Genomic DNA, 21541 nt, shown 5'->3' on the forward strand with positions numbered 1-21541 from the left:
GGCCATGAATGCACCTGTGAATACGCCCCCGCGCCCTGCCCTGGCCATCGCCCGCGAACTGGCCGGGCAGTTTGCCCAAACCGCCGTCGAGCGCGATGACCGCGGTGGCACGCCAAAAGCCGAGCGCGACGCCCTGCGTGACAGCGGCCTGCTGTCGCTGGTGATCCCGCAGGCCTTCGGCGGCCAGGGCGCCAGCTGGCACGACACCTTCGCGGTGGTGCGCGAATTCGCCCGGGTCGACAGCTCCATCGCCCACGTATTCGGCTTCCATCACCTGATGCTGGCCACCGTGCGCCTGTTCTCACGCCCGGACCAATGGCAACCGTGGTTCGAGCAGACCGCCCGCAAGCAGTGGTTCTGGGGCAATGCCCTGAACCCGCTGGACACCCGCACCGTGGTCAAGCACTTCGATGGCTGGTGCGAGTTCTCCGGCAAGAAAAGCTTCTGCTCCGGCGCCAGCGACTCGGAAATGCTCATCGCCTCGGCGGTGGACGAACGTGCTGGCGGCAAGCTGCTGATCGCCGCCATCCCCAGTGGCCGTACCGGCATCAGCCTGCACAACGACTGGAACAACATCGGCCAGCGCCAGACCGACAGCGGCAGCGCCACCTTCGAGCGGGTACGGGTGGAGCACAACGAACTGCTGCTTGACCCAGGCCCCTTGAGCACGCCGTTCGCTGCCCTGCGCCCGCTGATTGCCCAGTTGCACTTCGCCAACCTGTTCCTCGGCATTGCCGAGGGAGCGTTCGAGGAGGCCCGCCAGTACACCCTCAAGGAAAGCCGGCCGTGGTTCCGCTCCAGCGCCGCCAGCAGCGCCGAAGACCCCTACGTGCTGCGCCATTACGGCGAGTTCTGGGTCGGCCTGGAAAGCGTGCGCCTGCTGATCGAACGGGCCGCGCGCCAGCTCGATGCCGCCTGGGCCAAGGAACACGCCCTCACGGCGCAAGAGCGCGGCGACCTGGCCCTGGCCATCGGCACCGCCAAGGTCGCCGCCAGCCGCCATGGTCTGGACATCTGCAACCGGCTGTTCGAGGTCACCGGCGCCCGCGCCACCCATGCCTCACTGCGCTTCGACCGCCACTGGCGCAACCTGCGCACACAAACCCTGCACGACCCGGTGGACTACCGCATCCACGAACTCGGCGAGTGGGCCCTCAACGACAAGCGCCCTGCCCCATCCTTCTATTCCTGAGGATTGCCCATGCAACTGCTGACCCTCCCCCCGTCCCCGACACTGGCCACCTCGATCCGGGCGACCGCACAGGTCTTCGAAGACCCCAGGTCGCAGGCGCTGCTCGCCCACCTGCAACAGGTCGCCCCCAGCGAAGCCAGCGTGCTGATCATCGGCGAAACCGGCACGGGCAAGGAGCTGGTCGCACGCCACATCCACAACCTCAGTGGTCGGCGCAACGGCCCGTTCGTCGCGGTCAACTGCGGTGCGTTCTCCGAGTCGCTGGTCGAGGCGGAGCTGTTCGGCCATGAAAAAGGCGCCTTCACCGGTGCCCTGGCGGCCAAGGCTGGCTGGTTCGAGGAGGCCAACGGCGGCACGTTGTTCCTCGACGAAATCGGCGACCTGCCGTTGCCGATCCAGGTCAAGCTGCTGCGTGTTTTGCAGGAGCGCGAAGTGGTGCGGCTGGGGTCGCGCAAGAGCATCCCGATCAATGTGCGGGTGCTGGCGGCGACCAACGTGCAGCTGGAAAAGGCAATTAACGCCGGGCATTTTCGCGAAGACCTGTACTACCGGCTGAACGTGGTGACCTTGCAGTTGCACCCCTTGCGCGACCGCCCGGGTGACATCCTGCCGCTGGCCCGGCACTTCATCCGCAGCTACAGCGACCGGCTGGGCTACGGGCCGGTGGAGCTGAGCGCCAAGGCCCAGGCCAAGCTGGTGGAATACAGCTGGCCGGGCAACATCCGCGAGCTGGAGAACGTGATTCACCACAGCTTGCTGACCTGCGGCGACGGTACGGTGCAGGCGCAGGACCTGCGCCTGTCCAACCTGCGTATCGAACGGCAGGAGGAAGAGCCGGCGGGCAATGGTGTGGAGGATTTGCTGCAGCGGGCGTTCAGCCGCTTGTACGAGGAGCAGTCTGGCGACCTGTACGAGAAGGTGGAAAATGCCCTGCTGCGGTCGGCGTATCGGTTCTGCCATTACAACCAGGTGCATACCGCACAGTTGCTGGGGTTGTCGCGCAACATCACCCGTACCCGGCTGATTGCGATCGGCGAGTTGGTGGTGAACAAGCGGCGCGGGCAGGAACAGCAGGTGCTGGATAACCGGGTGGTGCGGTTGTCGATCTGATTGCTTGTAAACCTGTGCCGGCCCTTTCGCGGGTAAACCCGCTCCCACAGGGACCGTGCCGAGCTCAAGCTTGGCGCGGTCCCTGTGGGAGCGGGTTTACCCGCGAAGGGGCCGGCACAGACACCCAAGTTGCTAGTTCTGATCGCCTCCGCGATCATCCCCAACATCATGGTCAGCCCCATCATCAGCACCATGCCCTACACCGTGGGACTCGCCCACGTCGTGATTCGCTTCGTGATTCGCCTCATGGTTGGCTTCGTGATCAGCTTCGTGGTTGGCGCCATCATCAGCACCATTGCGCCCGCGGCCATCATGGCCTGGGCCGCCATGGCCACCGCCATCGCCGCTGTGCCCGCTGCCACTACCGCCGTGGCCACCACCCGAGCCACCGCCGCCGCTTCCACCACCTCCGCCATGACCACCGCCACCACCGCTACCACCTCCTCCGCCGCCATGGCCACCGCCACCGCCGCTTCCACCACCACCGCCACCATGGCCACCACCACCACCACCGCTACCATCCTTCGCATACGCGCTGGAGGTACCGCCAATGGAGTCAGGCACCAACACAGCCGAAGCCGACAGCACAGCACCGATAGCCAAAGCCAGCAAGCATTTCCTGAGCATGATGAGCCTCCGCTTGGAGTAGCACAGGGTTGCATGACGCACCCTGTGATTTCCGGCCCCCCCATGGGGCGACCTGCAAACCAGCGCGACCTTCCATCTGCAGCGGTTGAACGAGATCCTTCAGGGCCTGCTGGCCAAATATTTCAGAATGTTTCTTGATTTTTTTGAGCGTAGCCACCCCGCTGCGCTTGTCACCGACCGATCATCAGAATGGTTGGCTCGCCAAAGGCTACTGCACCATGGCCCGGCGAGCCGGATTGGTCAGGAGGCCGCGCGTGGCATCAGCTCATACGGGTGCTTCCACCCTGGCAACCCCTGGATCCGCGCCTTCCACGCCTCGATGTGGGTGAACTGCGCCAACGCAACGCCAGTGTCCTCCGGCATGAACACATACCCCGCCAGCGACAGGTCAGCGATAGTCAGCCGGTCACCGACCATGAACGGCGTCTTCGCCAAGTGCGCGTCGACAATACGGTAGGCCGCCGTGGCACGTTCACGCAGGAACCGGGTCACGTCCGTTTCGCCGGTTTTCTTCAGGCAGAAAAGAAAGCGCAGCGCTGCGTAGTAGCTGGTGAACTTGTGGTTGTCGAACAGCATCCAGCGCCAGATCTCGCGCTTTTCGTCTTCGTCGCGGGGGCCGAACTGCCCGGTTTTTTCTGCGAGGTAGTCAAGGATCAGGGCAGACTGGGTGATGGACTTGCCGGCGTGTTCCAGCACCGGCACCTCGCCTTGCTCGTTCACCTCTTCGCGCCAGGCTTGTTCGCGGGTTTGGCCATTGAAGAAGTCGACGAACACCGGCTGCCAGTCCTGGCCGGTGAGTTCAAGCATGAGCGCGGCCTTGTAGGCGTTTCCGGATTCGGCGAAACAGTGCAGCTTGTAGTCGGGCATGGGCGAGAACCTTCAGTGTCCTTTGAATGATTGGGCCATCAGCCCGAGCAAATCACGCCTGACTCGACATGGTCAATGCCTGTTTCCCGGGACGAACAAGGGAACTACCACCCCACCTGCGCTTTCTTAAACACTGAGTGGTTCAATTACTTGGGCTTCATGCTACTGGAGAACACACCATGCGCCACCTACTCCTCGCCCCTGCGCTGCTGCTCCTGCTGCCTGCCGGTGCTGCCCTGGCTGACGTCGACGCAGGCGACGTCGCAACCTCGGCCGGTGTTTCCGCCTCGCTTTACTCGACCTTCAAGGACGACAAACGGATCATCCCGGCGCGTGACGAACTTTCGGCCTACGTCGCCAGCGGTGGTGCAATCCGTGGCGCCTATGTGGAGTCGGCGCTGGAACAAGCCCGCAAGGACCACCCTGGCCTGCAGGCCAATGATGAAGAGCTGGCCCGGGCCATCCTCTCGCAGGATGACCGCATAGCCGATCATTGATTAAGGTAATCCTGCACCGGCCTCTTCGCGGGTAAACCCGCTCCCACAGGAACCGCACCGACTTCAAACCCAGTGTGGTCCCCTGTAGGAGCGGGTTTACCCGCGAAAGGGCCGGCACAGGCAAAACCTCAACCCCAGCCATCCATGCGCATCGTCGCCCTTACCAACCGCTGCTCTTCCTGCTCGATCTCACGCAAGCTGTCGCGGATCCCGTTGATATGCTCACGCGCCGCGCGCTGCGCCTGCTCGGGCAGTTGCTCCATCACGGCGTGATACAACCGCGCATGCTGGCGGTCGATCTGGCGCTTCTGTGCCGGACGGCAATACAGGTTGTTGACCGAGGCGAACACCGTGCTCAAGGTCAGGTCACTGAGCGATTGCAAGGTATGCACCAGCACCGGGTTGTGCGACGCCTCGCTGATCGCCCGGTGAAAGGCATGGTCGCGGCGGGCATGTTCACGGGCATCGATCGCTTCGGGGGCATCGTGCGCAGCCAGCATTTCTTCATAACGCCGACGAATCAGCAAACGGTCGACCTCGGTGGCCCGCAACGCCGCCAGGCGCGCCGATTCGGCCTCCAGCAACGCCCGTACTTCCAGCAGGTCGAACAGCGTGCGCGGCTGTGAGCTGAACAAGTGCATCAAAGGCGTGGCACCCGCCTGGCCCGTCAGGTCTGCAACGAACGAGCCGCGCCCCTGCTCGGTGTCGATGATGCCGCGCCCGCGCAGGATGCGCAGACCTTCTCGCAGCGCCGAGCGCGAGCAACCCAGCTTGTCCACCAGGCGTCGCTCCGACGGCAGCGCCTGGCCCACCTTCAGCACGCCTTCCACGATCAGCCGCTCGACCCGTTCGGCCACCTGGTCGGCGACCTTGGCCTTGCCTTCAGTACCCACTGCGCACCCTCCTACTGGTAGGACCACTTCGAACACCTGCCTCAATCTAGCCGGGCAAAGCTGTCAATAGCCAGTACCCGTAGCAAAAACTGGTAGGACCAGTTCACCCCGTGCTCGACCCCGGCCGCTGCCACGCGCAGGCTGCAAGGGAGAACGCTTTGCCAACAACAAAAAAACCGTTGCCGAGTGAGCCGATGAATATCCTGTACGACGAACGCGTCGATGGCGCACTGCCCGACATAGACCGGGGCACGCTGCTGCAGGCGCTGCGCGCTGCCCTGCCGGACCTCGAGATCCTGCACCGCGAGGAAGACCTCAAGCCCTATGAATGCGACGGCCTCTCGGCCTACCGCACGGTGCCGCTGCTGGTGGTGCTACCCGAGCGCCTGGAACAGGTGCAGGCGCTGCTCAGGCTCTGCCACCAGCGTGGCGTACCGGTGGTGGCACGCGGTGCCGGTACCGGCCTGTCGGGCGGCGCCCTGCCGCTGGCCAAAGGCATTCTGCTGGTGATGGCGCGCTTCAACCGCATTCTCGAAGTCAACCCGCAGGGCCGCTTCGCCCGTGTGCAGCCTGGCGTGCGCAACCTGGCCATCTCTCAGGCTGCCGCACCCCACGGCCTGTACTATGCGCCGGACCCGTCCTCGCAAATCGCCTGCTCCATCGGCGGTAATGTCGCCGAAAACGCCGGTGGCGTGCATTGCCTGAAGTACGGCCTGACCGTGCACAACCTGCTCAAGGTGGACATCCTCACCGTCGAGGGCGAGCACCTGACCCTCGGCAGCGATGCCCTGGACAGCCCGGGTTTCGACCTGCTGGCGCTGTTCACCGGTTCCGAAGGCATGCTCGGCATCGTCACCGAAGTCACCGTCAAGCTGTTGCCCAAGCCCCAGGTCGCACGGGTGCTGCTGGCCAGTTTCGACAGCGTCGAGGACGCCGGCCGGGCGGTAGCCGAAATCATCGCTGCCGGGATCATCCCCGGCGGCCTTGAGATGATGGACAACCTGGCCATTCGCGCTGCCGAAGACTTCATCCACGCCGGCTACCCGGTGGATGCTGCGGCCATCCTGCTGTGCGAGCTGGATGGCGTCGAGGCCGATGTGCACGACGACTGCGAACGGGTCGCCGCCGTGCTGGCGCAAGCCGGCGCGCGTGATGTACGGCTGGCCTGCGACGAGGCCGAGCGCGTGCGCTTCTGGGCAGGGCGCAAGAACGCCTTCCCGGCGGTGGGGCGCATTTCCCCGGACTACTACTGCATGGACGGCACCATCCCGCGCCGCGAACTACCGCGCGTGCTCAAGGGCATCAGCGAACTGTCCAGCGAATACGGTCTGCGCGTGGCCAACGTATTCCACGCTGGCGATGGCAACATGCACCCGCTGATCCTGTTCGATGCCAACCTGCCGGGCGAGCTGGAACGTGCCGAAGCCATCGGCGGCAAGATCCTCGAACTGTGTGTGGCCGTGGGCGGCAGCATCACCGGCGAGCACGGCGTGGGGCGCGAGAAGATCAACCAGATGTGCGCACAGTTCAACAGCGACGAAATCACCCTGTTCCATGCGGTCAAGGCCGCCTTCGATCCACAGGGCCTGCTCAACCCCGGCAAGAACATCCCCACCCTGCACCGCTGCGCCGAGTTCGGCGCCATGCATGTGCACCATGGGCAACTGCCCTTCCCCGAACTGGAGCGCTTCTGATGAGCATGGACCGCGACATCAGCCAGGCCCTGCTGGAGCAGGTCAACCAGGCGCTGAACCAGGCCACGCCGCTGCGTATCCAGGGCGGCAACAGCAAGGCCATGCTCGGCTGCCCGGTGGACGGCGAGGTGCTGGACACCCGCAGCCACCGGGGCATCGTCAGCTACGACCCGACCGAACTGGTGCTCACCGCCCGCGCCGGCACGCCACTGCGCGAGATCGAGGCGGCGCTACACGAAGCTGGCCAGATGCTGCCTTGCGAACCACCACACCTTGGCCCCGACGCCACCCTGGGTGGCATGGTCGCGGCCGGGCTGTCAGGCCCACGGCGGCCGTGGGCCGGGTCAGTGCGCGACTATGTGTTGGGCACGCGGGTGATCACCGGCCACGGCAAGCTGCTGCGCTTTGGTGGCGAAGTGATGAAGAACGTCGCCGGCTATGACGTGTCGCGGCTGATGGCGGGCAGCTTCGGCTGCCTCGGGTTGCTGACCGAAGTGTCGCTGAAAGTACTGCCCCGCCCACGCCAATGCCTCAGCCAGCGCCTGCCGATGGGCCGCCACCAGGCGCTGGCGGCGCTGGCCGAGTGGGGCCAGCAGCCGCTGCCGATCAGCGCGGCCTGCCATGACGGCGACGCGCTGTACCTGCGCCTGGAAGGCGGAGAAGGCTCGGTGCAGTCGGCGCGCCAACGCCTGGGCGGCGAAGCACTGGACAGCCGCTTCTGGAGCGACCTGCGCGAGCAGCGCCTGGCATTCTTTGCCGACCCCGCGCCGCTGTGGCGCCTGTCCGTGCCCAACGCCACCGGCGACCTGGACCTGCCCGGCCAGCAGCTGATCGACTGGGGTGGAGCCCAGCGCTGGCTCAAGTCCACGGCACCGGCACAGGACATCCGCCGGCAGGTGGCCAAGGTCGGTGGCCATGCCACCTGCCATGCCCCTGGCGCTGCCAGCAGCCCACCGCTGCCCGCTGCGCTGATGCGCTACCACCGTGCGCTCAAGCAGCAACTCGACCCCCAGGGGGTGTTCAACCCTGGCCGCCTGTACCCGGACCTGTGAGGCCAGACCATGCAAACCAACCTGAGTGAAACCGCCCGGCGCCTGGCCCGCGCCGACGAGGCCGAAAGCATCCTGCGCTCCTGCGTGCACTGTGGCTTCTGCACCGCCACGTGCCCCACCTACCAGCTGCTGGGCGATGAACTGGACGGCCCACGCGGGCGCATCTACCTGATCAAGCAGATGCTCGAAGGCGCGCCGATCACCGCCAGCACCCAGTTGCACCTGGATCGCTGCCTGACCTGCCGCAACTGTGAAACCACCTGTCCTTCCGGGGTGAAGTACCACGACCTGCTGGACATCGGCCGCGCCGTGGTCGAACAGCAGGTGCCGCGCCCGCTCGGCCAGCGCCTGCTGCGCCAGGGCCTGCGTGCAGTGGTGCCACGCCCGGCGCTGTTCAAGGCCCTGACCCGCGGCGGCCAGGCCCTGCGCCCGCTGCTGCCGGCCACGCTCAAGCGCAAGCTGCCGGCGCGAGTCACCGCCCCCGGCCAACGCCCCGCGCCGCGCCATGCGCGTCGGGTGCTGATGCTCGAAGGCTGCGTGCAACCGGCGCTGTCGCCCAATACCAATGCTGCTGCCGCACGCCTGCTGGATCGCCTGGGCATCAGCGTGGTACCGATCCAGCAGGCCGGCTGCTGTGGCGCGGTGGACTATCACCTCAATGCCCAGGAACAAGGCTTGCAGCGGGCGCGGCGCAATATCGATGCCTGGTGGCCAGCCATCGAGGCAGGCGCCGAGGCTATCGTGCAAACCGCCAGCGGCTGCGGCGCGTTCGTGCGCGACTACGGCCACCTGCTGGAAAAGGACCCACGCTACGCCGCCAAGGCCGCACGGGTCAGCGCCCTGTCCCGCGATCTGGTGGAGGTGCTGCGCGACGAGCCGGTCGAGCAACTGGGCCTGTGCGCCGAACAGCGCCTGGCCTTCCATTGCCCGTGCACCCTGCAGCACGCGCTGAAGCTGGGCGGTGCGGTGGAGGCGTTGCTGACACGCCTGGGCTTCACCTTGACCCCGGTACCGGACGGCCACCTGTGCTGCGGCTCGGCCGGCACCTATTCGCTGACCCAGCCTGAGCTGTCGCTGCAACTGCGTGACAACCGCCTCAACGCCCTGGAAAGCGGCAAACCGCAAGTCATCGCCACCGCCAACATTGGCTGCCAGGCCCACCTCGACGGGGCCGGGCGCACACCAGTGCGACACTGGATCGAAATCGTCGAAGCAGCCTTGAACCCGGAGAACCACCATGCATAGCAAGTCCGTGATCGGCCAGGCCGAAGTCACCCGCGTGCTGACCGCCGCCCGCCAGGAAGCCCAGGCGCAACAATGGAACGTGACCATTGCCGTGGTCGACGACGGCGGCCACCCGCTGGCCCTGGAGCGCCTGGACGGCTGCGCGCCGGCCAGCGCCTATATCGCGATGGAAAAGGCCCGCACTGCCGCGCTGGGGCGCAAGGAGACGCGGGATTACGAGGAGATGGTCAATGGTGGCCGTACTGCTTTCGTCACGGCACCGCTGCTGACCAGCCTGGAAGGTGGCGTGCCGCTGCGGGTGGATGGGCAGGTGGTAGGGGCAATTGGCGTGTCCGGGGTCAAGGCCGAGCAGGATGCCCAAGTGGCCAAGGCCGGGGCGGCTGCCCTCTGAATCCTGTGCCGGCCTCTTCGCGGGTGAACCCGCTCCCACAGGGCTTTCACATGGCCTGAGACCTATGCAGTACCTGTGGGAGCGGGTTCACCCGCGAAGAGGCCGGCACAGGCAACAACTTTCCAGAAGCCTGAACATAGAGCGAACAGACAATGCCAAACCATCCACTCCAGATCGCCCCCACCCTGCAGCGCTTCATCGAAGACGAAGTGCTCCCCGGCACCGGCATCGAAGCCCACGCCTTCTGGCAAGGCTTCAGCACCCTGGTCCATGACCTCGCCCCGCAAAACCGCGCCCTGCTCGCCGAACGCGAGCGCCTGCAGACCGAACTGGACAACTGGCACCGCCAGCACCCCGGCCCGATCCGTGACATGGCCGCCTACCAGCATTTCCTGCAGGGCATCGGCTACCTCGTGGAGGCACCCGCAAGCGTGCAGGTCAGCACCCGCAACGTAGACCGCGAGATTGCCGTACAGGCCGGCCCGCAACTGGTGGTGCCGCTGAGCAACGCCCGCTACGCCCTGAATGCTGCCAACGCCCGCTGGGGCTCGCTCTACGATGCCCTGTACGGCACCGATGCCATCGCCGAAACCGGTGGCGCCGAACGTGGCCAGGGCTACAACCCGCAACGCGGCGCCAAGGTGATCGCCTATGGCCGACAGTTCCTCGATACCTCTGCCCCGCTCGACGGTGCGTCGCACAACGACGCCAAGGCCTACGCGATCAACCAGGGCATGCTGCAGGTAACCCTGGCCGATGGCCGCCAGGTCGGCCTCAGGCAGCCCGCGCAACTGCGTGGCTACCAAGGTGAGCCGAACACGCCAACAGCGATCCTGTTGCAGCACCACCAACTGCATTTCGAAATCCAGGTCGACCCGGCCAACGCGATCGGCCAGCAGGACCCGGCCGGGGTCAAGGACATCCTCCTGGAAGCCGCGCTCACCACCATCATCGACTGCGAGGACTCGGTAGCTGCCGTGGACGCCGACGACAAGGTCAACGTCTACCGCAACTGGCTGGGCCTGATGAAAGGCGACCTCAGCGAGCAGGTCAGCAAGGGCGGCAAAACCTTCAACCGCACCCTGGCCGAAGACCGCCACTACCGCGGCGCTAACGGCCAGCCACTGACCCTGCCGGGCCGCTCGCTGCTGTTTATCCGCAACGTCGGCCACCTGATGACCAACCCGGCCATCCACGACCGCGATGGCCGGGAAATCCCGGAGGGCATCCTCGATGCCGTGGTCACCAGCCTGATCGGCCTGCATGACCTCAAGCGCCGCGGCAACTCCCGCGAAGGCAGCCTGTACATCGTCAAGCCAAAGATGCACGGACCGGCCGAGGTGGCCTTTGCCGACCAGCTGTTCGGCCGCGTCGAAGCCCTGTTGGGCCTGCCCGCACACACGCTGAAGATGGGCATCATGGACGAGGAGCGGCGTACCAGCGTCAACCTCAAGGCCTGCATCGCCAGCGCCGCGTCACGTGTGGTGTTCATCAACACCGGCTTCCTCGACCGCACCGGTGACGAGATGCACACGGCCATGGAAGCCGGCGCCATGCTGCGCAAGGGCGACATGAAGGGCAGCGCCTGGATCCAGGCCTACGAGCGCAGCAACGTACTGGTGGGGCTGGCCTGTGGCCTGCGCGGCAAGGCGCAGATCGGCAAGGGCATGTGGGCCATGCCCGACCTGATGGCGGCCATGCTCGAACAGAAAATCGCCCAGCCCAAGGCCGGAGCCAACACAGCCTGGGTGCCCTCACCCACCGCCGCAACACTGCATGCGCTGCACTACCACCAGGTAGATGTGGCGGCCGTGCAGCAAGCGCTGGAACAGATTGACCTGAATGCCCAGCGCGCGGAGTTGCTGCATGACCTGCTCAGTGTCCCGGTCAGCCCCGAGCGGCCCTGGAGCGCAGCCGACATCCAGGCCGAACTGGACAACAACTGCCAAGGTATCCTCGGTTACGTGGTGCGCTGGGTCGAGCAAGGCGTCGGCTGCTCCAAGGTGCCGGATATCCATGATGTGGGCCTGATGGAAGACCGCGCGACCCTGCGGATTTCGGCGCAGCACATTGCCAACTGGCTGCACCATGGGGTGGTCGATGCCGAACAGGTCGAGGCGACCTTGCAACGCATGGCCCGCGTGGTCGACCAGCAGAATGCCGGGGACCCGGCGTACCGGCCGATGGCGGCCGGTTTCGAGGCATCGCATGCCTTCCGCGCTGCGCGTGAGCTGGTGTTCAAGGGGCGGCAGCAGCCCAGTGGCTATACCGAACCGTTGCTGCATGGCTGGCGCTTGCGCTTCAAGCAGGATGTCGGGCGCTGATGCTGACAGGGGCCGCTATGCGGCCCGATCGCCAGCAAGCCAGCGCCCACAGGACCACACAGGCTTCAGGCCTGGGGGATCCCTGTGGGAGCCGGCTTGCCGGCGATGAGGCCGGTGCCGGTGTAATCAATTTTGCGAATCGACCACCAGCGGCTCGCCAATCGCATAAAAATGCCCACCCGCCACATAGTGCAAACTGCGCCACTGCGGGTCGGCATGCTCGTAGGCCCAGTGGCCATCGCGGAACACCCGGTCATCGGCCCAGGCCGCCACCACCTCGCCAATGAACAGGTCGTAAGTATTCTGGTTGTGCGGCTCGTCGATCACCCGACACATCAACCAGGCCGAACAGCCCTCCACCAACGGCGCCGCATGCCCCTCGACCCGCGCCAGCTGCACACCAATGCTGGCGAGCTTGTCAGGCTGGTCGAACAGGCTGCGGGTACCCACCTGATGGGTCAGTTGCGCCTGCGCCGCGGTTGGCACCTGAATGACGAACCAGCCACTGCCCTCCACCAACTGCCGGGTGCGGGCGCTCTTGTCGAGCACCACGGTCACCTTGGGTGGATCGAAATCCAGCGCACAGGCCCAGGCAGCCGCCATGACATTGTCCACCCCTTCGTGGCTGGCCGACACCAGCACCGTCGGGCCGTGGTTCAGCAGGCGATAGGCCTTTTTCAGGTCGACGGCTTGGAAATGGCTGTTCATGGCAATCCTCGGCAAGGCAGGTAGCGGGCGGCAGATTGTGCCGCAGGCACCGTCCTCTCGCCAGCTTGGGGGGCATCCCGGTCGCTTCAGAAATTTCCTACAAGACGCTCGGAAGCGTCCTAATTGTGGGCCCTGCCCACTGAAAACATGATCGGCACTGGATGACGCAAGGTCGCGATCCAGAGGAGTTTATGCATGCACCCGTACGCCCGCCCCACCGCCGAATTGCGCAGCACCCTGCGCGAACTGCTGGCCCATGACATGAACAACCCGGATGAAGACCCCCACCTGTCGGGGGTGATGTTCTTCTGCGCCACCGATGAACGCTCCCGCCAACTGATCGAGCGTATCGAGTTGCTGGCCAGCGAGGTGTTCTTCGACCCGAACGGGCGGGTCATTTCCGAGCATATGAAAGCGGCGGCGGTGGAAGGCGTGCGCATCAAACGCAACCGCAAGGCGCCGGCGGACGAGACGGTGATACGCATTGCGCTGGCGGACAAGGGCTACATCACGGTGAGCACTGCCCGGATCTGAGTTTGCGTTGGCTTTCCGGGGGTGCTTCGCACCCCATCGCGACACAAGGCCGCTCCCACAGGTACAGCGCTGCATTCAAAGTCTGTGATGTTACTGTGGGAGCGGCCTTGTGTCGCGATGGGCCGCAAAGCGGCCCCCTGCCCTTCCCCAGCCAATCCGCTATCCTGAGCAATCCCCTGCTCCGGACCACACCATGGAACTGCACATTCGCCTGGAAGGCCGCAAAGGCCTGGCAGACCAGCTTTACCAGCAACTGCGTGCCGGCATCGACAGCGGCCATCTGGCCGCCGGCACTCAACTGCCGCCAAGCCGCCTGCTGGCAGTGCAGTTGGGCGTATCGCGCAAGACCGTTGCCGAGGCCTATTCCCGGCTGACCTACGACAATCTGCTAAGCGGCGTGGTCGGCCGTGGCACCTTCATCACCCCGCGCCAGCCGCTGCGCAACAGCGAATCAAGCGCCATTCCCCTGGCCGGTGCCGCCTCGCTCGAACGCTGGCGGCAACGCGCCACCGTGCTGAGCCAACGTCAGTTGGAGGCACCCTCGCGCTATGACTTTATCGGCGGGGCGTCGAGCAAGGCGCAGTTCCCGTTCGACCAGTGGCGCAGTTGCCTGAACTATGCCCTGCGCCGCAGCCAGCGTCACCCCGAGCGACAGTTCGCGGCCCAGGGCCTGCCAGAGCTGCGCGAGGCCATCGCCCACCATGTCGCCTACGCCCGCGGCGTGCACTGCAGCGCCGCCGACCTGCTGGTGTGCAACGGCGCCCAGCAGGCACTGGACCTGATCGCCCGGGTGCTGGTCGAGCCAGGTTGCCAGGTGGCCATGGAAGACCCCGGCTACCCGCCGGCGCGGCAACTGTTCCTGGCCCTGGGCGCACGCCTGCAATCGGTACCGGTGGACGATGAAGGCCTGTGCGTGGAGCAGATCGCCGACGGCACCCGGCTGATCTATGTGACGCCCTCGCACCAGTTCCCGCTGGGCATGCCAATGAGCGAGCCACGCCGGCACGCCCTGCTGGCACGGGCCGCCGAGCTGGGTGCACTGATCATCGAGGACGACTACGACTGCGAATTCCGCTACCACGGCCCCGCCGCGGATGCTTTGCAGCGCCTCGACCGCCATGGCCTGGTGGCCTATGTGGGGACCTTTTCCAAGACCTTGCTGCCCGAGCTGCGCCTGGGCTACGCCGTACTACCGCCCGCCGTGTTGAAGGCCGCCTGCGTGGCCAAGCACCTCAGCGACTGGCACAGCCCGACCCTGTTGCAGTGGGCACTGGCGCGGTTTCTCGGCGAAGGCCACCTGAACAAGCACATACGCCGTTGCCACGAGGTCTACAGCGCCCGCCGCGAACGCATCCTCGCGCGCCTGGGCGGTGACCTGGCGCCGTGGTTCAGCGCCATCCCCGCCAGCGCCGGTTTCCACCTCAGCGCGCTGGCCAAACCTGGGGTCGATGTAGAACTGCTGGCCAACCTCGCGCGCAAGGTGGAGGTCGGCCTGTACTCGCTGGCACCGTTCTTCAGCGAAGCGCCAGTGCGCCCGGGGCTGTTGCTGGGCTTCGGCGCCATCGAGCTGCTGGACATCGACCCGGCGCTGGACCGGGTGCGCGACACCCTGCAGCGCCTCAGTTGACTGGCGCGGCCTTGCCCCCGACAACCGGGCGGGCAATGGCCGCGGCATAACCGCGTGGGTTGAAGCACGCGGTTACCAGCAGCATCGCCACCACAGTCACGGTCAGCAGCGTCCACGAGGCCTGGAAATCACCGCTCATATCGCGCAACCAGCCGGTGACGTACGGCACGATGCCGGTGATGATGAAGCCGATACCCTGCACGAACGCCGCCAGGCTGCCAGCCTCGGCAGGCGTCTTCAGGTGTTCCAGGGTCAGCGTCAGGCTCTGGCTGAAGCAGGCCCCCAGGCCGAAACCGATCATCGCCACCCACAGCCCCGAGGCCAGTGTTGGTGCCAGCAGCAGGCCGAGGAAACCCACCAGCTGGATCGCCAATGCCAGGCACAGGCCCGGGCGCCGGTCTGCCCAGCGTCGCAGCAACAGTGGCAGGCCCAGTGCACCGGCCACCTGGAAGATGGTCATCAGGCCAACCAGGTCGGCGCCGCCCTGGGCGCTGCCGCCGTGCTCGATGTGATAGGCCGGCAACCAGGCCACCATGCTGGTGTAGCCGCCGTTGATCAAGCCGAAATACAGCGCCAGCAACCAGGCCCGGCGCGTACCGAACCAGTGCCCGCCGGTGGCACCGGCCAGCTTCGGCGCCTCCTGGCGTGGCCGCAGCGCGGCCCAGGCCAGCACCGCCAGTACGGCCGGGATCGCCCACAGGCCCAGGCCGGCCTGCCAGCGGCCGAAGTAGCCACTGATATGCGGCCCGAGCACGGCAGCCAGGCCGCCGCCACTCATCAGTGCTGCCGAATACAGGCCCATCGCTCCCGCCAGGCGCCCGGGGAACCAGCGGTTGACCAGCCCCGGCATCATGCCCTGCACTACCGCCACCCCCAGTCCGGCGACCACCGCACTGGCAAGCAGCGCCCAGGCGCTGTCCAGTTGCAGGCGCCACAGGCAGGCCAGAGCGATGGCAGCCAGGCCAGCGAGCATGCCGCCATGTTCGCTGATCCAGCGCCGCAACCAGGGTTGCAGCAAGGGCACCAGGCCCATGCACAGCACCGGCAACGCCGTCAGCAAGGCCGCCTGCTGGTAACCCAGGCCGGTGCTGGCGCGCATGGGTTCGAGCAACGGGCCGATACTGGTCAGGATCGGCCGCAGGTTCAGTGCCAGCAGGATGACCAGCAACAGGTTCAATGCCGCTCTCATTGTGCGTTGGCCTGTTTCCATTCAAGGTACAGACCGGCTTCGCCGCTGGGCTTCAGTGCGCGCAGCGGCAGGCTCTGCTGCTGGGGCGGGCGAGCCATCTGCGCGTATACCGCCGCGGTGGACAAACCGTAGGCTTCGCCCTCGGCGTTGTCGTAGGCAAACCAGGCCCGCTCGATGCCACACAGGTGCATGGCCGCCAGGCACATCGGGCACGGGTGGCCGCTGGCGTAGATTTCGGCGCCGTCCAGGCGCGCCTGGCCCAGGGCATGGCTGGCCTTGCGGATGGCCTGCATCTCGGCGTGGGCGGTCGGGTCCTGGGTGCTGTGGATCTCGTTGACCGCACGCGCCAGCACCTGCCCCTGGTACACGAGCACGGCGCCGAAGGGCCGGCCACCGGCCTGAATATTGGCGCGAGCCAGGTCGAGGGCTTCGCGCATGTAGCGTTCTTCGGACATGAATCGGTCCTCCTGTTGCAAGACCTGTTCATTATCCGGGCTTGGGCGGCCTGGCAGAAATGAAGAGATTGGATGCCTGTCAGTGGCCTCCCAAATGGCCGATTGGCCTCCCGCTTATGCGCGTGATTGGCTATCGGGCGGGCCAACGGGCGACGCTACAGTAGCGCCATCCCTCCCCTCACCCTTTGGAGACAGCCATGCATAACCGTATCGAATGGGCCAAGCACGCCCCCGAAGCCTACAAAGCCATGGTCGGCCTGGAGCAGGCCCTGGCCAAGAGCGGCCTGGAGAATTCCCTGCTGGAGCTGGTGCGCCTGCGGGCTTCGCAGATCAACGGCTGCGCCTACTGCGTCAACCTGCACGCCAACGATGCGCGCAAGGCCGGTGAGACCGAGGCACGCCTGCAGACCTTGTGCGTCTGGCAGGAAACCGCCTACTTCACCCCGCGCGAACGTGCAGCCCTGGCCTGGGTGGAGAGCCTGACCCGGCTGCCCGAGCATGGCGCGCCGCAGGCAGAATATGAGGCCTTGCAGCAACACTTCGAGCCGGCCGAGGTGGCCAACCTGACCTTGGCAATTGCCACCATCAATGCCTGGAACCGCTTCGGGGTCGGGTTTGCCATGGTGCCGGCCTGATCATTGATCGGAGCCTGTGCCGGCCTCTTCGCGGGCTTGCCCGCTCCCACAGGTACGGCGCAACTTTCAGATTCCGTGAGATCCCTGTGGGAGCGGGCAAGCCCGCGAAGAGGCCGGCACAGGCAACATCTCAACGTCCGGCCAACCGCGCCCGGTAGCTCCCGGGGCTCTGCCCGGTCCACTTCTTGAACGCCCGGTGAAACGCACTGGGCTCCTGGAACCCCGTCTGCTCGGCAATCTCGGCAATGCTCAACTCCCCTTCGCGCAACCGCTCGAAGGCCGTTGCCCGGCGCACCTCATCCTTGATCTGCTGGTACGAACGCCCCTCCCGCTCCAGTTGCCGACGGAAGGTACTGGCACTGACTCCCTGCTGCTGCGCCAGCGCCGCCAGCGTCGGCCACTGCCCATAGCGCCGCGCCCGTAGGTGCCGATACACCTCGGCCACCAGCCCGTTCTGGTTGCGAAAGCGAATCACCAGCCCCTGCGGCGCGCTGCGCAGGAAGGTTTTCAGGGCCGCCAGGTCCTGCACCACTGGCAGGCGCAGGTAGGCGCTGTCGAACTCCACTTCGGTGCGCCCGCTGCCCAGGCGCAGGTCAGGCCCCCACAGCAGCAGGTCGTCCTCCTGGGCCGGGCGCGACACCGCCAGCTCGGTGCGGTCGATGGCGATGCGCCGCCCGGCCAGCCAGCACAGCATGCCGATCATCAGCACCAGGTAGGTTTCCTCGGCATACACCCGGGTCAGCGGGTCGGCAATGCTCGACTGCACGCTGATCAACGCCCGCCCGCCGCGCACCGTCAGGCTGCCGCGCAAATCACGCAGGAACAGGCCGAAACCAGCCATGCACTGGCGCAAGGCTTTCTCCAGGTTCGGCTCCAGGATCAGGCCTCGGCAGATCAGGGCGAAGCTGCCCGGCGGCATGCCGTGGCTGTCGAGACGGAAGAACTCGTCGTCCAGGCGCTGGATCAGCGCCAGCCACAGCTGGGCGAAAGCCTTGGCCGGTACACGGGCCTGGGGCTGCTCGAGCAGTTGCGGGTCGATGCCCACCGCACGCAGCTGCGCATCGCGTTCGGCGGGGCAATCGCGCAGGGCATGGAGCATGGCATTGAGGAAGTACACGGCGACCGAATCGCTATCGCGCATGGCGGTTTTCGCTGTCTATGCTGAGTGGCAAAAAGTGCCAGGTTGTTTGAACAGTTCCGGCATAGGCTGCAACAGAGCCTTTGCCTAGACTCGGACCCACTCCGGGATCGCCGGCCATTCTCGCAGAGCCTGGCCCCGTCCCGCCATGCCTTCGCAATCGGAGCCCCTATGAGCAGCGCAGAAATCTACGTCGTCAGTGCCGTCCGTTCAGCCATTGGTGGCTTTGGCGGTTCCCTCAAGGACCTGCCGCTGGCCGACCTGGCCAGCGCGATCACCCGTGCCGCCATCGAGCGCTCGGGCGTGGCCGCCGAGCAAGTCGGCCACCTGGTGATGGGCACGGTGATCCCCACCGAACCGCGCGACGCCTACCTGGCCCGTGTAGCGGCAATGAACGCCGGCATCCCCAAGGAAACCCCGGCATTCAACGTCAACCGCCTGTGCGGCTCGGGCCTGCAGGCCATCGTCTCGGCGGCCCAATGCCTGCTGCTGGGCGACACCGACGTGGCCGTGGCGGCCGGCGCCGAATCCATGAGCCGTGGCCCGTACCTGCTGCCGCAGGCACGCTGGGGCGCACGCATGGGTGACCTGCAAGGCATCGACTACACCGTCGGCGTGCTGCAGGACCCGTTCGAACACTTCCATATGGGCATCACTGCCGAGAACGTTGCGGCCAAGCACGGCATTACCCGCGAAATGCAGGACGAACTGGCCCTGACCAGCCAGCGCCGCGCCGCGCGCGCCATTGCCGAAGGCCGCTTCGCCAGCCAGATCGTCCCGCTGGAACTGAAAACCCGCAAGGGCAGCGTGCAATTCAGCACCGACGAGCATGTGCGTGGCGAGGTGACCGCCGAGCAACTGGCGGGGATGAAGACGGTATTCAAAAAGGACGGCACCGTTACCGCCGGCAACGCCAGTGGCATCAACGACGGCGCTGGCGGCCTGGTACTGGCCAGTGGTGATGCGGTACGCCGCCTGGGCCTGAAGCCGCTGGCACGCCTGGTGGGCTACGCCCATGCCGGCGTCGAGCCTGAACTGATGGGCCTTGGCCCGATCCCGGCCACCCGCAAGGTGCTGGAGAAGACCGGCCTGAAGGTGCAGGACCTGGATGTGATCGAGTCCAACGAAGCTTTCGCCGCCCAGGCCTGCGCCGTGGCCCGCGAACTGGGCTTCGACCCGGAAAAGGTCAACCCCAACGGCTCGGGTATTTCCCTCGGCCACCCGGTGGGTGCCACCGGCGCGATCATCGCCACCAAAGCCATCCATGAGCTGCAACGCATCCAGGGCCGCTATGCCCTGGCCACCATGTGCATCGGCGGTGGCCAAGGCATCGCCGTGGTCTTCGAGCGCGTCTGAGGGAGCCTGACACATGAGCATTGAACAGATCGCCGTGATCGGCGCCGGCACCATGGGCAACGGCATTGCCCAGGTGTGTGCGGTGGCCGGCTACCAGGTGCTGCTGGTGGACGTTTCCGACGCAGCGCTGGAGCGCGGCGTGGCCACCTTGAGCAAGAACCTCGAGCGCCAGGTCAGCAAAGGCACCCTCGACGCCGACAAGGCGGCAGCCGCCCGGACCCGCATTCGCACCAGCACCGACTACACCCAGCTGAGCGGCGCGCAGCTGGTGATCGAGGCCGCCACCGAGAACCTGCAGCTCAAGCAGCGCATCCTGCAGCAGGTGGCCGCCAACGTCGCCGCCGACTGCCTGATCGCCACCAACACCTCGTCGCTGTCGGTCACCCAGCTGGCAGCCAGCATCGAGCACCCCGAGCGTTTCATTGGCGTGCACTTCTTCAACCCGGTGCCGATGATGGCGCTGGTCGAGATCATTCGCGGCCTGCAGACCAGCGACAGCACCTACGCCCAGGCGCTGGTGGTGACCGAAAAGGTCGGCAAGACCCCGATAACCGCCGGCAACCGCCCGGGCTTCGTGGTCAACCGCATCCTGGTGCCGATGATCAACGAAGCGATCTTCGTGCGCCAGGAAGGCCTGGCCAGTGCCGAGGACATCGACACCGGCATGCGCCTGGGCTGCAACCAGCCAATCGGCCCGCTGGCCCTGGCCGACCTGATCGGCCTGGACACCCTGCTGGCGATCATGGAGGCCTTCCATGAAGGCTTCAACGACAGCAAGTACCGCCCTGCCCCGTTGCTCAAGGAAATGGTCGCGGCCGGTTGGCTGGGGCGCAAGAGCGGCCGCGGTTTCTTCACCTACTGAGGAGCGAACGCCATGCCCCCGGTCAATGCCGCGATGCGCTGTGCCAACTTTGAAGAGCGACGTGACCGGGCCATGGCGCTGTTTGCCGAAAAGGGCTTTGGCCAGGTCAGCATGCGCGAGCTGGCGGCCCACGTGGGGCTGACCGCGGGCTCGCTGTACCATCACTTCCCCAGCAAGCAGGACTTGTTGTACGACCTGATCGAGGAGTTGTACGAGGAGTTGCAGGCCACCCTGGACCAAGGGCGCCGGGCCATGGCTCGCGGGGCGTCGGCGTTGAGCTGCCTGATTGCCGCGCACTGGCAGCTGCATGCCGAGCGGCCCATGCAGTTTCGGCTGGCGGAGCGGGACTTCTGTTGCCTGAACGACGACCAGCAGGCGCGTCTGGCCTTGTTGCGCAAGCGCTATGAGGCAGGGTTGCTGAGGTTGATCGCACCGCAGGCGAAGTTGCAGGGGCAGGCTCTGGTGGCCACGGCGCATGTGGTGGCGACGCTGCTGAACCAGTTGCCGGGGATGTTGAAGGCCTTGCCCGAAGAACAGGGGCTGGGGCTGATGGAAAGCATGCTGGTGGGTGGGCTGGAGCGGACCCTGCGCTAGCCTGTTCCGGCCCTTTCGCGGGTAAACCCGCTCCCACAGGAACTGTGCAGGTCTTTGGATTTGCACAGTTCCTGTGGGAGCGGGTTTACCCGCGAAAGGGCCGGTGCGGGCTAGCGCAGGAGTGCCTGGATCTGCTCGTGCAAGGTATCCAGGTCGAACGGCTTGGCCAGGATCGGTGCCTTGCGGGTGATCGGGCTGCCTGACTCGAGAATCTCCGCCGGGTAGCCGCTGATGAAGATCACCTTCAGGTCCGGCCGCAATTTCACCGCCGGCTCGGCAATCTCCACCCCGGAAATCCCGCCCGGCAAGCGGAAGTCCGTCACCATCAAGTCGAGGTGCGGCTTGCTCGCCAGGATCGCGAACGCCTGCTCGCCATCCTCGGCCACCAGCACGTGGTAGCCCTCGCCTGCCAGGTAATCACGCAGAATCATGCGAATCGCTGGTTCGTCCTCGACGACCAGCACCACATCTTGTGCATCTTCACTCATGTCAACGCCTTGAATACTTACACCTGGCCATCAGACCCCAGG

22 protein-coding genes are annotated in these 21541 nt (G+C 66.1%); 14 read left to right on the top strand and 8 right to left on the bottom strand.

The window, feature by feature from the left end:
- Nucleotides 1-4: 4 nt before the first annotated feature.
- Nucleotides 5-1192 carry an acyl-CoA dehydrogenase family protein gene (locus ACIQYU_RS17760; protein ID WP_233687708.1) on the top strand — a complete coding sequence of 396 codons (1188 nt, stop codon included), beginning with the start codon at nt 5-7 and terminating at the stop codon, nt 1190-1192.
- A gap of 9 nt (nt 1193-1201) precedes the next feature.
- A complete protein-coding gene (sfnR, locus tag ACIQYU_RS17765) occupies nt 1202-2302 on the top strand; it encodes a sigma54-dependent transcriptional activator SfnR (RefSeq protein WP_085593485.1) in 1101 nt (366 codons plus the stop codon).
- A 197-nt stretch (nt 2303-2499) separates the two neighbouring features.
- Here sfnR and ACIQYU_RS17770 read toward each other — a convergent pair whose 3' ends face one another.
- Nucleotides 2500-2814: a hypothetical protein gene (locus ACIQYU_RS17770; protein ID WP_233687709.1), complete on the bottom strand. Its 315-nt coding sequence runs from the start codon at nt 2812-2814 to the stop codon at nt 2500-2502.
- Between the two features lie 376 nt (nt 2815-3190).
- Nucleotides 3191-3817 (bottom strand): glutathione S-transferase family protein, encoded by a 627-nt coding sequence (locus ACIQYU_RS17775; protein ID WP_233687710.1) that lies wholly within the window; start codon nt 3815-3817, stop codon nt 3191-3193.
- 179 nt (nt 3818-3996) lie between these two features.
- Here ACIQYU_RS17775 and ACIQYU_RS17780 point away from each other — a divergent pair, with 179 nt between their 5' ends.
- Entirely contained in the window at nt 3997-4314 is a 318-nt protein-coding gene (locus ACIQYU_RS17780; protein WP_207837698.1) for a DUF2388 domain-containing protein, read from the top strand.
- A gap of 128 nt (nt 4315-4442) precedes the next feature.
- Here the strand turns inward: ACIQYU_RS17780 and glcC are convergent, their stop codons facing one another.
- The gene (gene glcC / locus ACIQYU_RS17785; RefSeq protein WP_207837696.1) at nt 4443-5207 is read right to left on the bottom strand and encodes a transcriptional regulator GlcC; all 765 of its coding nucleotides are present in this window, start codon (nt 5205-5207) and stop codon (nt 4443-4445) included.
- A gap of 194 nt (nt 5208-5401) precedes the next feature.
- Between glcC and glcD the strand changes: the two genes are divergently transcribed.
- The 5 genes from glcD to ACIQYU_RS17810 all read left to right on the top strand — a co-directional run bounded on the left by glcD (nt 5402) and on the right by ACIQYU_RS17810 (nt 11913).
- Nucleotides 5402-6901, top strand: coding sequence for a glycolate oxidase subunit GlcD (glcD, locus tag ACIQYU_RS17790; RefSeq protein WP_207837694.1), 1500 nt, complete (start codon nt 5402-5404; stop codon nt 6899-6901).
- On the top strand, nt 6901-7953 hold the full coding sequence (gene glcE, locus ACIQYU_RS17795; RefSeq protein ID WP_402801142.1) for a glycolate oxidase subunit GlcE: 1053 nt from the start codon (nt 6901-6903) through the stop codon (nt 7951-7953). Before glcD ends, glcE begins: the two co-directional genes overlap by 1 nt.
- A gap of 9 nt (nt 7954-7962) precedes the next feature.
- On the top strand, nt 7963-9198 hold the full coding sequence (glcF, locus tag ACIQYU_RS17800; protein WP_207837690.1) for a glycolate oxidase subunit GlcF: 1236 nt from the start codon (nt 7963-7965) through the stop codon (nt 9196-9198).
- A complete protein-coding gene (locus ACIQYU_RS17805) occupies nt 9191-9589 on the top strand; it encodes a heme-binding protein (RefSeq protein WP_233687711.1) in 399 nt (132 codons plus the stop codon). The genes glcF and ACIQYU_RS17805 overlap by 8 nt, the downstream gene beginning before the upstream one ends.
- A gap of 152 nt (nt 9590-9741) precedes the next feature.
- Nucleotides 9742-11913 carry a malate synthase G gene (locus ACIQYU_RS17810; RefSeq protein ID WP_402801145.1) on the top strand — a complete coding sequence of 724 codons (2172 nt, stop codon included), beginning with the start codon at nt 9742-9744 and terminating at the stop codon, nt 11911-11913.
- Between the two features lie 126 nt (nt 11914-12039).
- On the opposite strand, the gene ACIQYU_RS17815 is transcribed toward ACIQYU_RS17810, so the two are convergent.
- Nucleotides 12040-12621 carry a flavin reductase family protein gene (locus ACIQYU_RS17815; protein WP_233687713.1) on the bottom strand — a complete coding sequence of 194 codons (582 nt, stop codon included), beginning with the start codon at nt 12619-12621 and terminating at the stop codon, nt 12040-12042.
- A gap of 195 nt (nt 12622-12816) precedes the next feature.
- On the opposite strand from ACIQYU_RS17815, the gene ACIQYU_RS17820 reads away from it, so the two are divergent.
- Together ACIQYU_RS17820 and ACIQYU_RS17825 are read left to right on the top strand one after the other, a co-directional pair.
- Nucleotides 12817-13155, top strand: a complete 339-nt coding sequence (locus ACIQYU_RS17820) for a hypothetical protein (RefSeq protein WP_207837681.1) — start codon at nt 12817-12819, stop codon at nt 13153-13155.
- A 193-nt stretch (nt 13156-13348) separates the two neighbouring features.
- Entirely contained in the window at nt 13349-14782 is a 1434-nt protein-coding gene (locus ACIQYU_RS17825) for a PLP-dependent aminotransferase family protein (RefSeq protein WP_207837680.1), read from the top strand.
- Here the strand turns inward: ACIQYU_RS17825 and ACIQYU_RS17830 are convergent.
- Nucleotides 14775-15971: a cyanate transporter gene (locus ACIQYU_RS17830; protein WP_233694336.1), complete on the bottom strand. Its 1197-nt coding sequence runs from the start codon at nt 15969-15971 to the stop codon at nt 14775-14777. The genes ACIQYU_RS17825 and ACIQYU_RS17830 overlap by 8 nt on opposite strands.
- The gene (locus ACIQYU_RS17835) at nt 15968-16426 is read right to left on the bottom strand and encodes a nucleoside deaminase (RefSeq protein WP_063914918.1); all 459 of its coding nucleotides are present in this window, start codon (nt 16424-16426) and stop codon (nt 15968-15970) included. Before ACIQYU_RS17835 ends, ACIQYU_RS17830 begins: the two co-directional genes overlap by 4 nt.
- Nucleotides 16427-16623: 197 nt before the next feature.
- On the opposite strand from ACIQYU_RS17835, the gene ACIQYU_RS17840 reads away from it, so the two are divergent.
- On the top strand, nt 16624-17061 hold the full coding sequence (locus tag ACIQYU_RS17840) for a carboxymuconolactone decarboxylase family protein (protein ID WP_233687715.1): 438 nt from the start codon (nt 16624-16626) through the stop codon (nt 17059-17061).
- Between the two features lie 130 nt (nt 17062-17191).
- On the opposite strand, the gene ACIQYU_RS17845 is transcribed toward ACIQYU_RS17840, so the two are convergent.
- On the bottom strand, nt 17192-18202 hold the full coding sequence (locus ACIQYU_RS17845; RefSeq protein ID WP_207837674.1) for an AraC family transcriptional regulator: 1011 nt from the start codon (nt 18200-18202) through the stop codon (nt 17192-17194).
- A gap of 168 nt (nt 18203-18370) precedes the next feature.
- On the opposite strand from ACIQYU_RS17845, the gene ACIQYU_RS17850 reads away from it, so the two are divergent.
- From ACIQYU_RS17850 to ACIQYU_RS17860, 3 genes are read left to right on the top strand one after another with little or no spacing between them, the layout of a single operon-like run.
- Complete coding sequence (locus ACIQYU_RS17850; RefSeq protein WP_025338698.1) at nt 18371-19555, top strand: acetyl-CoA C-acyltransferase family protein; 1185 nt, start codon at nt 18371-18373, stop codon at nt 19553-19555.
- Nucleotides 19556-19568: 13 nt separating this feature from the next.
- Nucleotides 19569-20417 (top strand): 3-hydroxybutyryl-CoA dehydrogenase, encoded by an 849-nt coding sequence (locus tag ACIQYU_RS17855; protein WP_063914915.1) that lies wholly within the window; start codon nt 19569-19571, stop codon nt 20415-20417.
- A 12-nt stretch (nt 20418-20429) separates the two neighbouring features.
- A complete protein-coding gene (locus ACIQYU_RS17860; RefSeq protein ID WP_207837669.1) occupies nt 20430-21011 on the top strand; it encodes a TetR/AcrR family transcriptional regulator in 582 nt (193 codons plus the stop codon).
- Nucleotides 21012-21121: 110 nt separating this feature from the next.
- On the opposite strand, the gene ACIQYU_RS17865 is transcribed toward ACIQYU_RS17860, so the two are convergent.
- Nucleotides 21122-21499, bottom strand: a complete 378-nt coding sequence (locus ACIQYU_RS17865) for a response regulator (protein WP_009686481.1) — start codon at nt 21497-21499, stop codon at nt 21122-21124.
- Nucleotides 21500-21541 lie beyond the last annotated feature (42 nt).

Source organism: Pseudomonas sp. NPDC096925 (assembly GCF_044762545.1).
Classification (GTDB): Bacteria; Pseudomonadota; Gammaproteobacteria; order Pseudomonadales; family Pseudomonadaceae; genus Aquipseudomonas.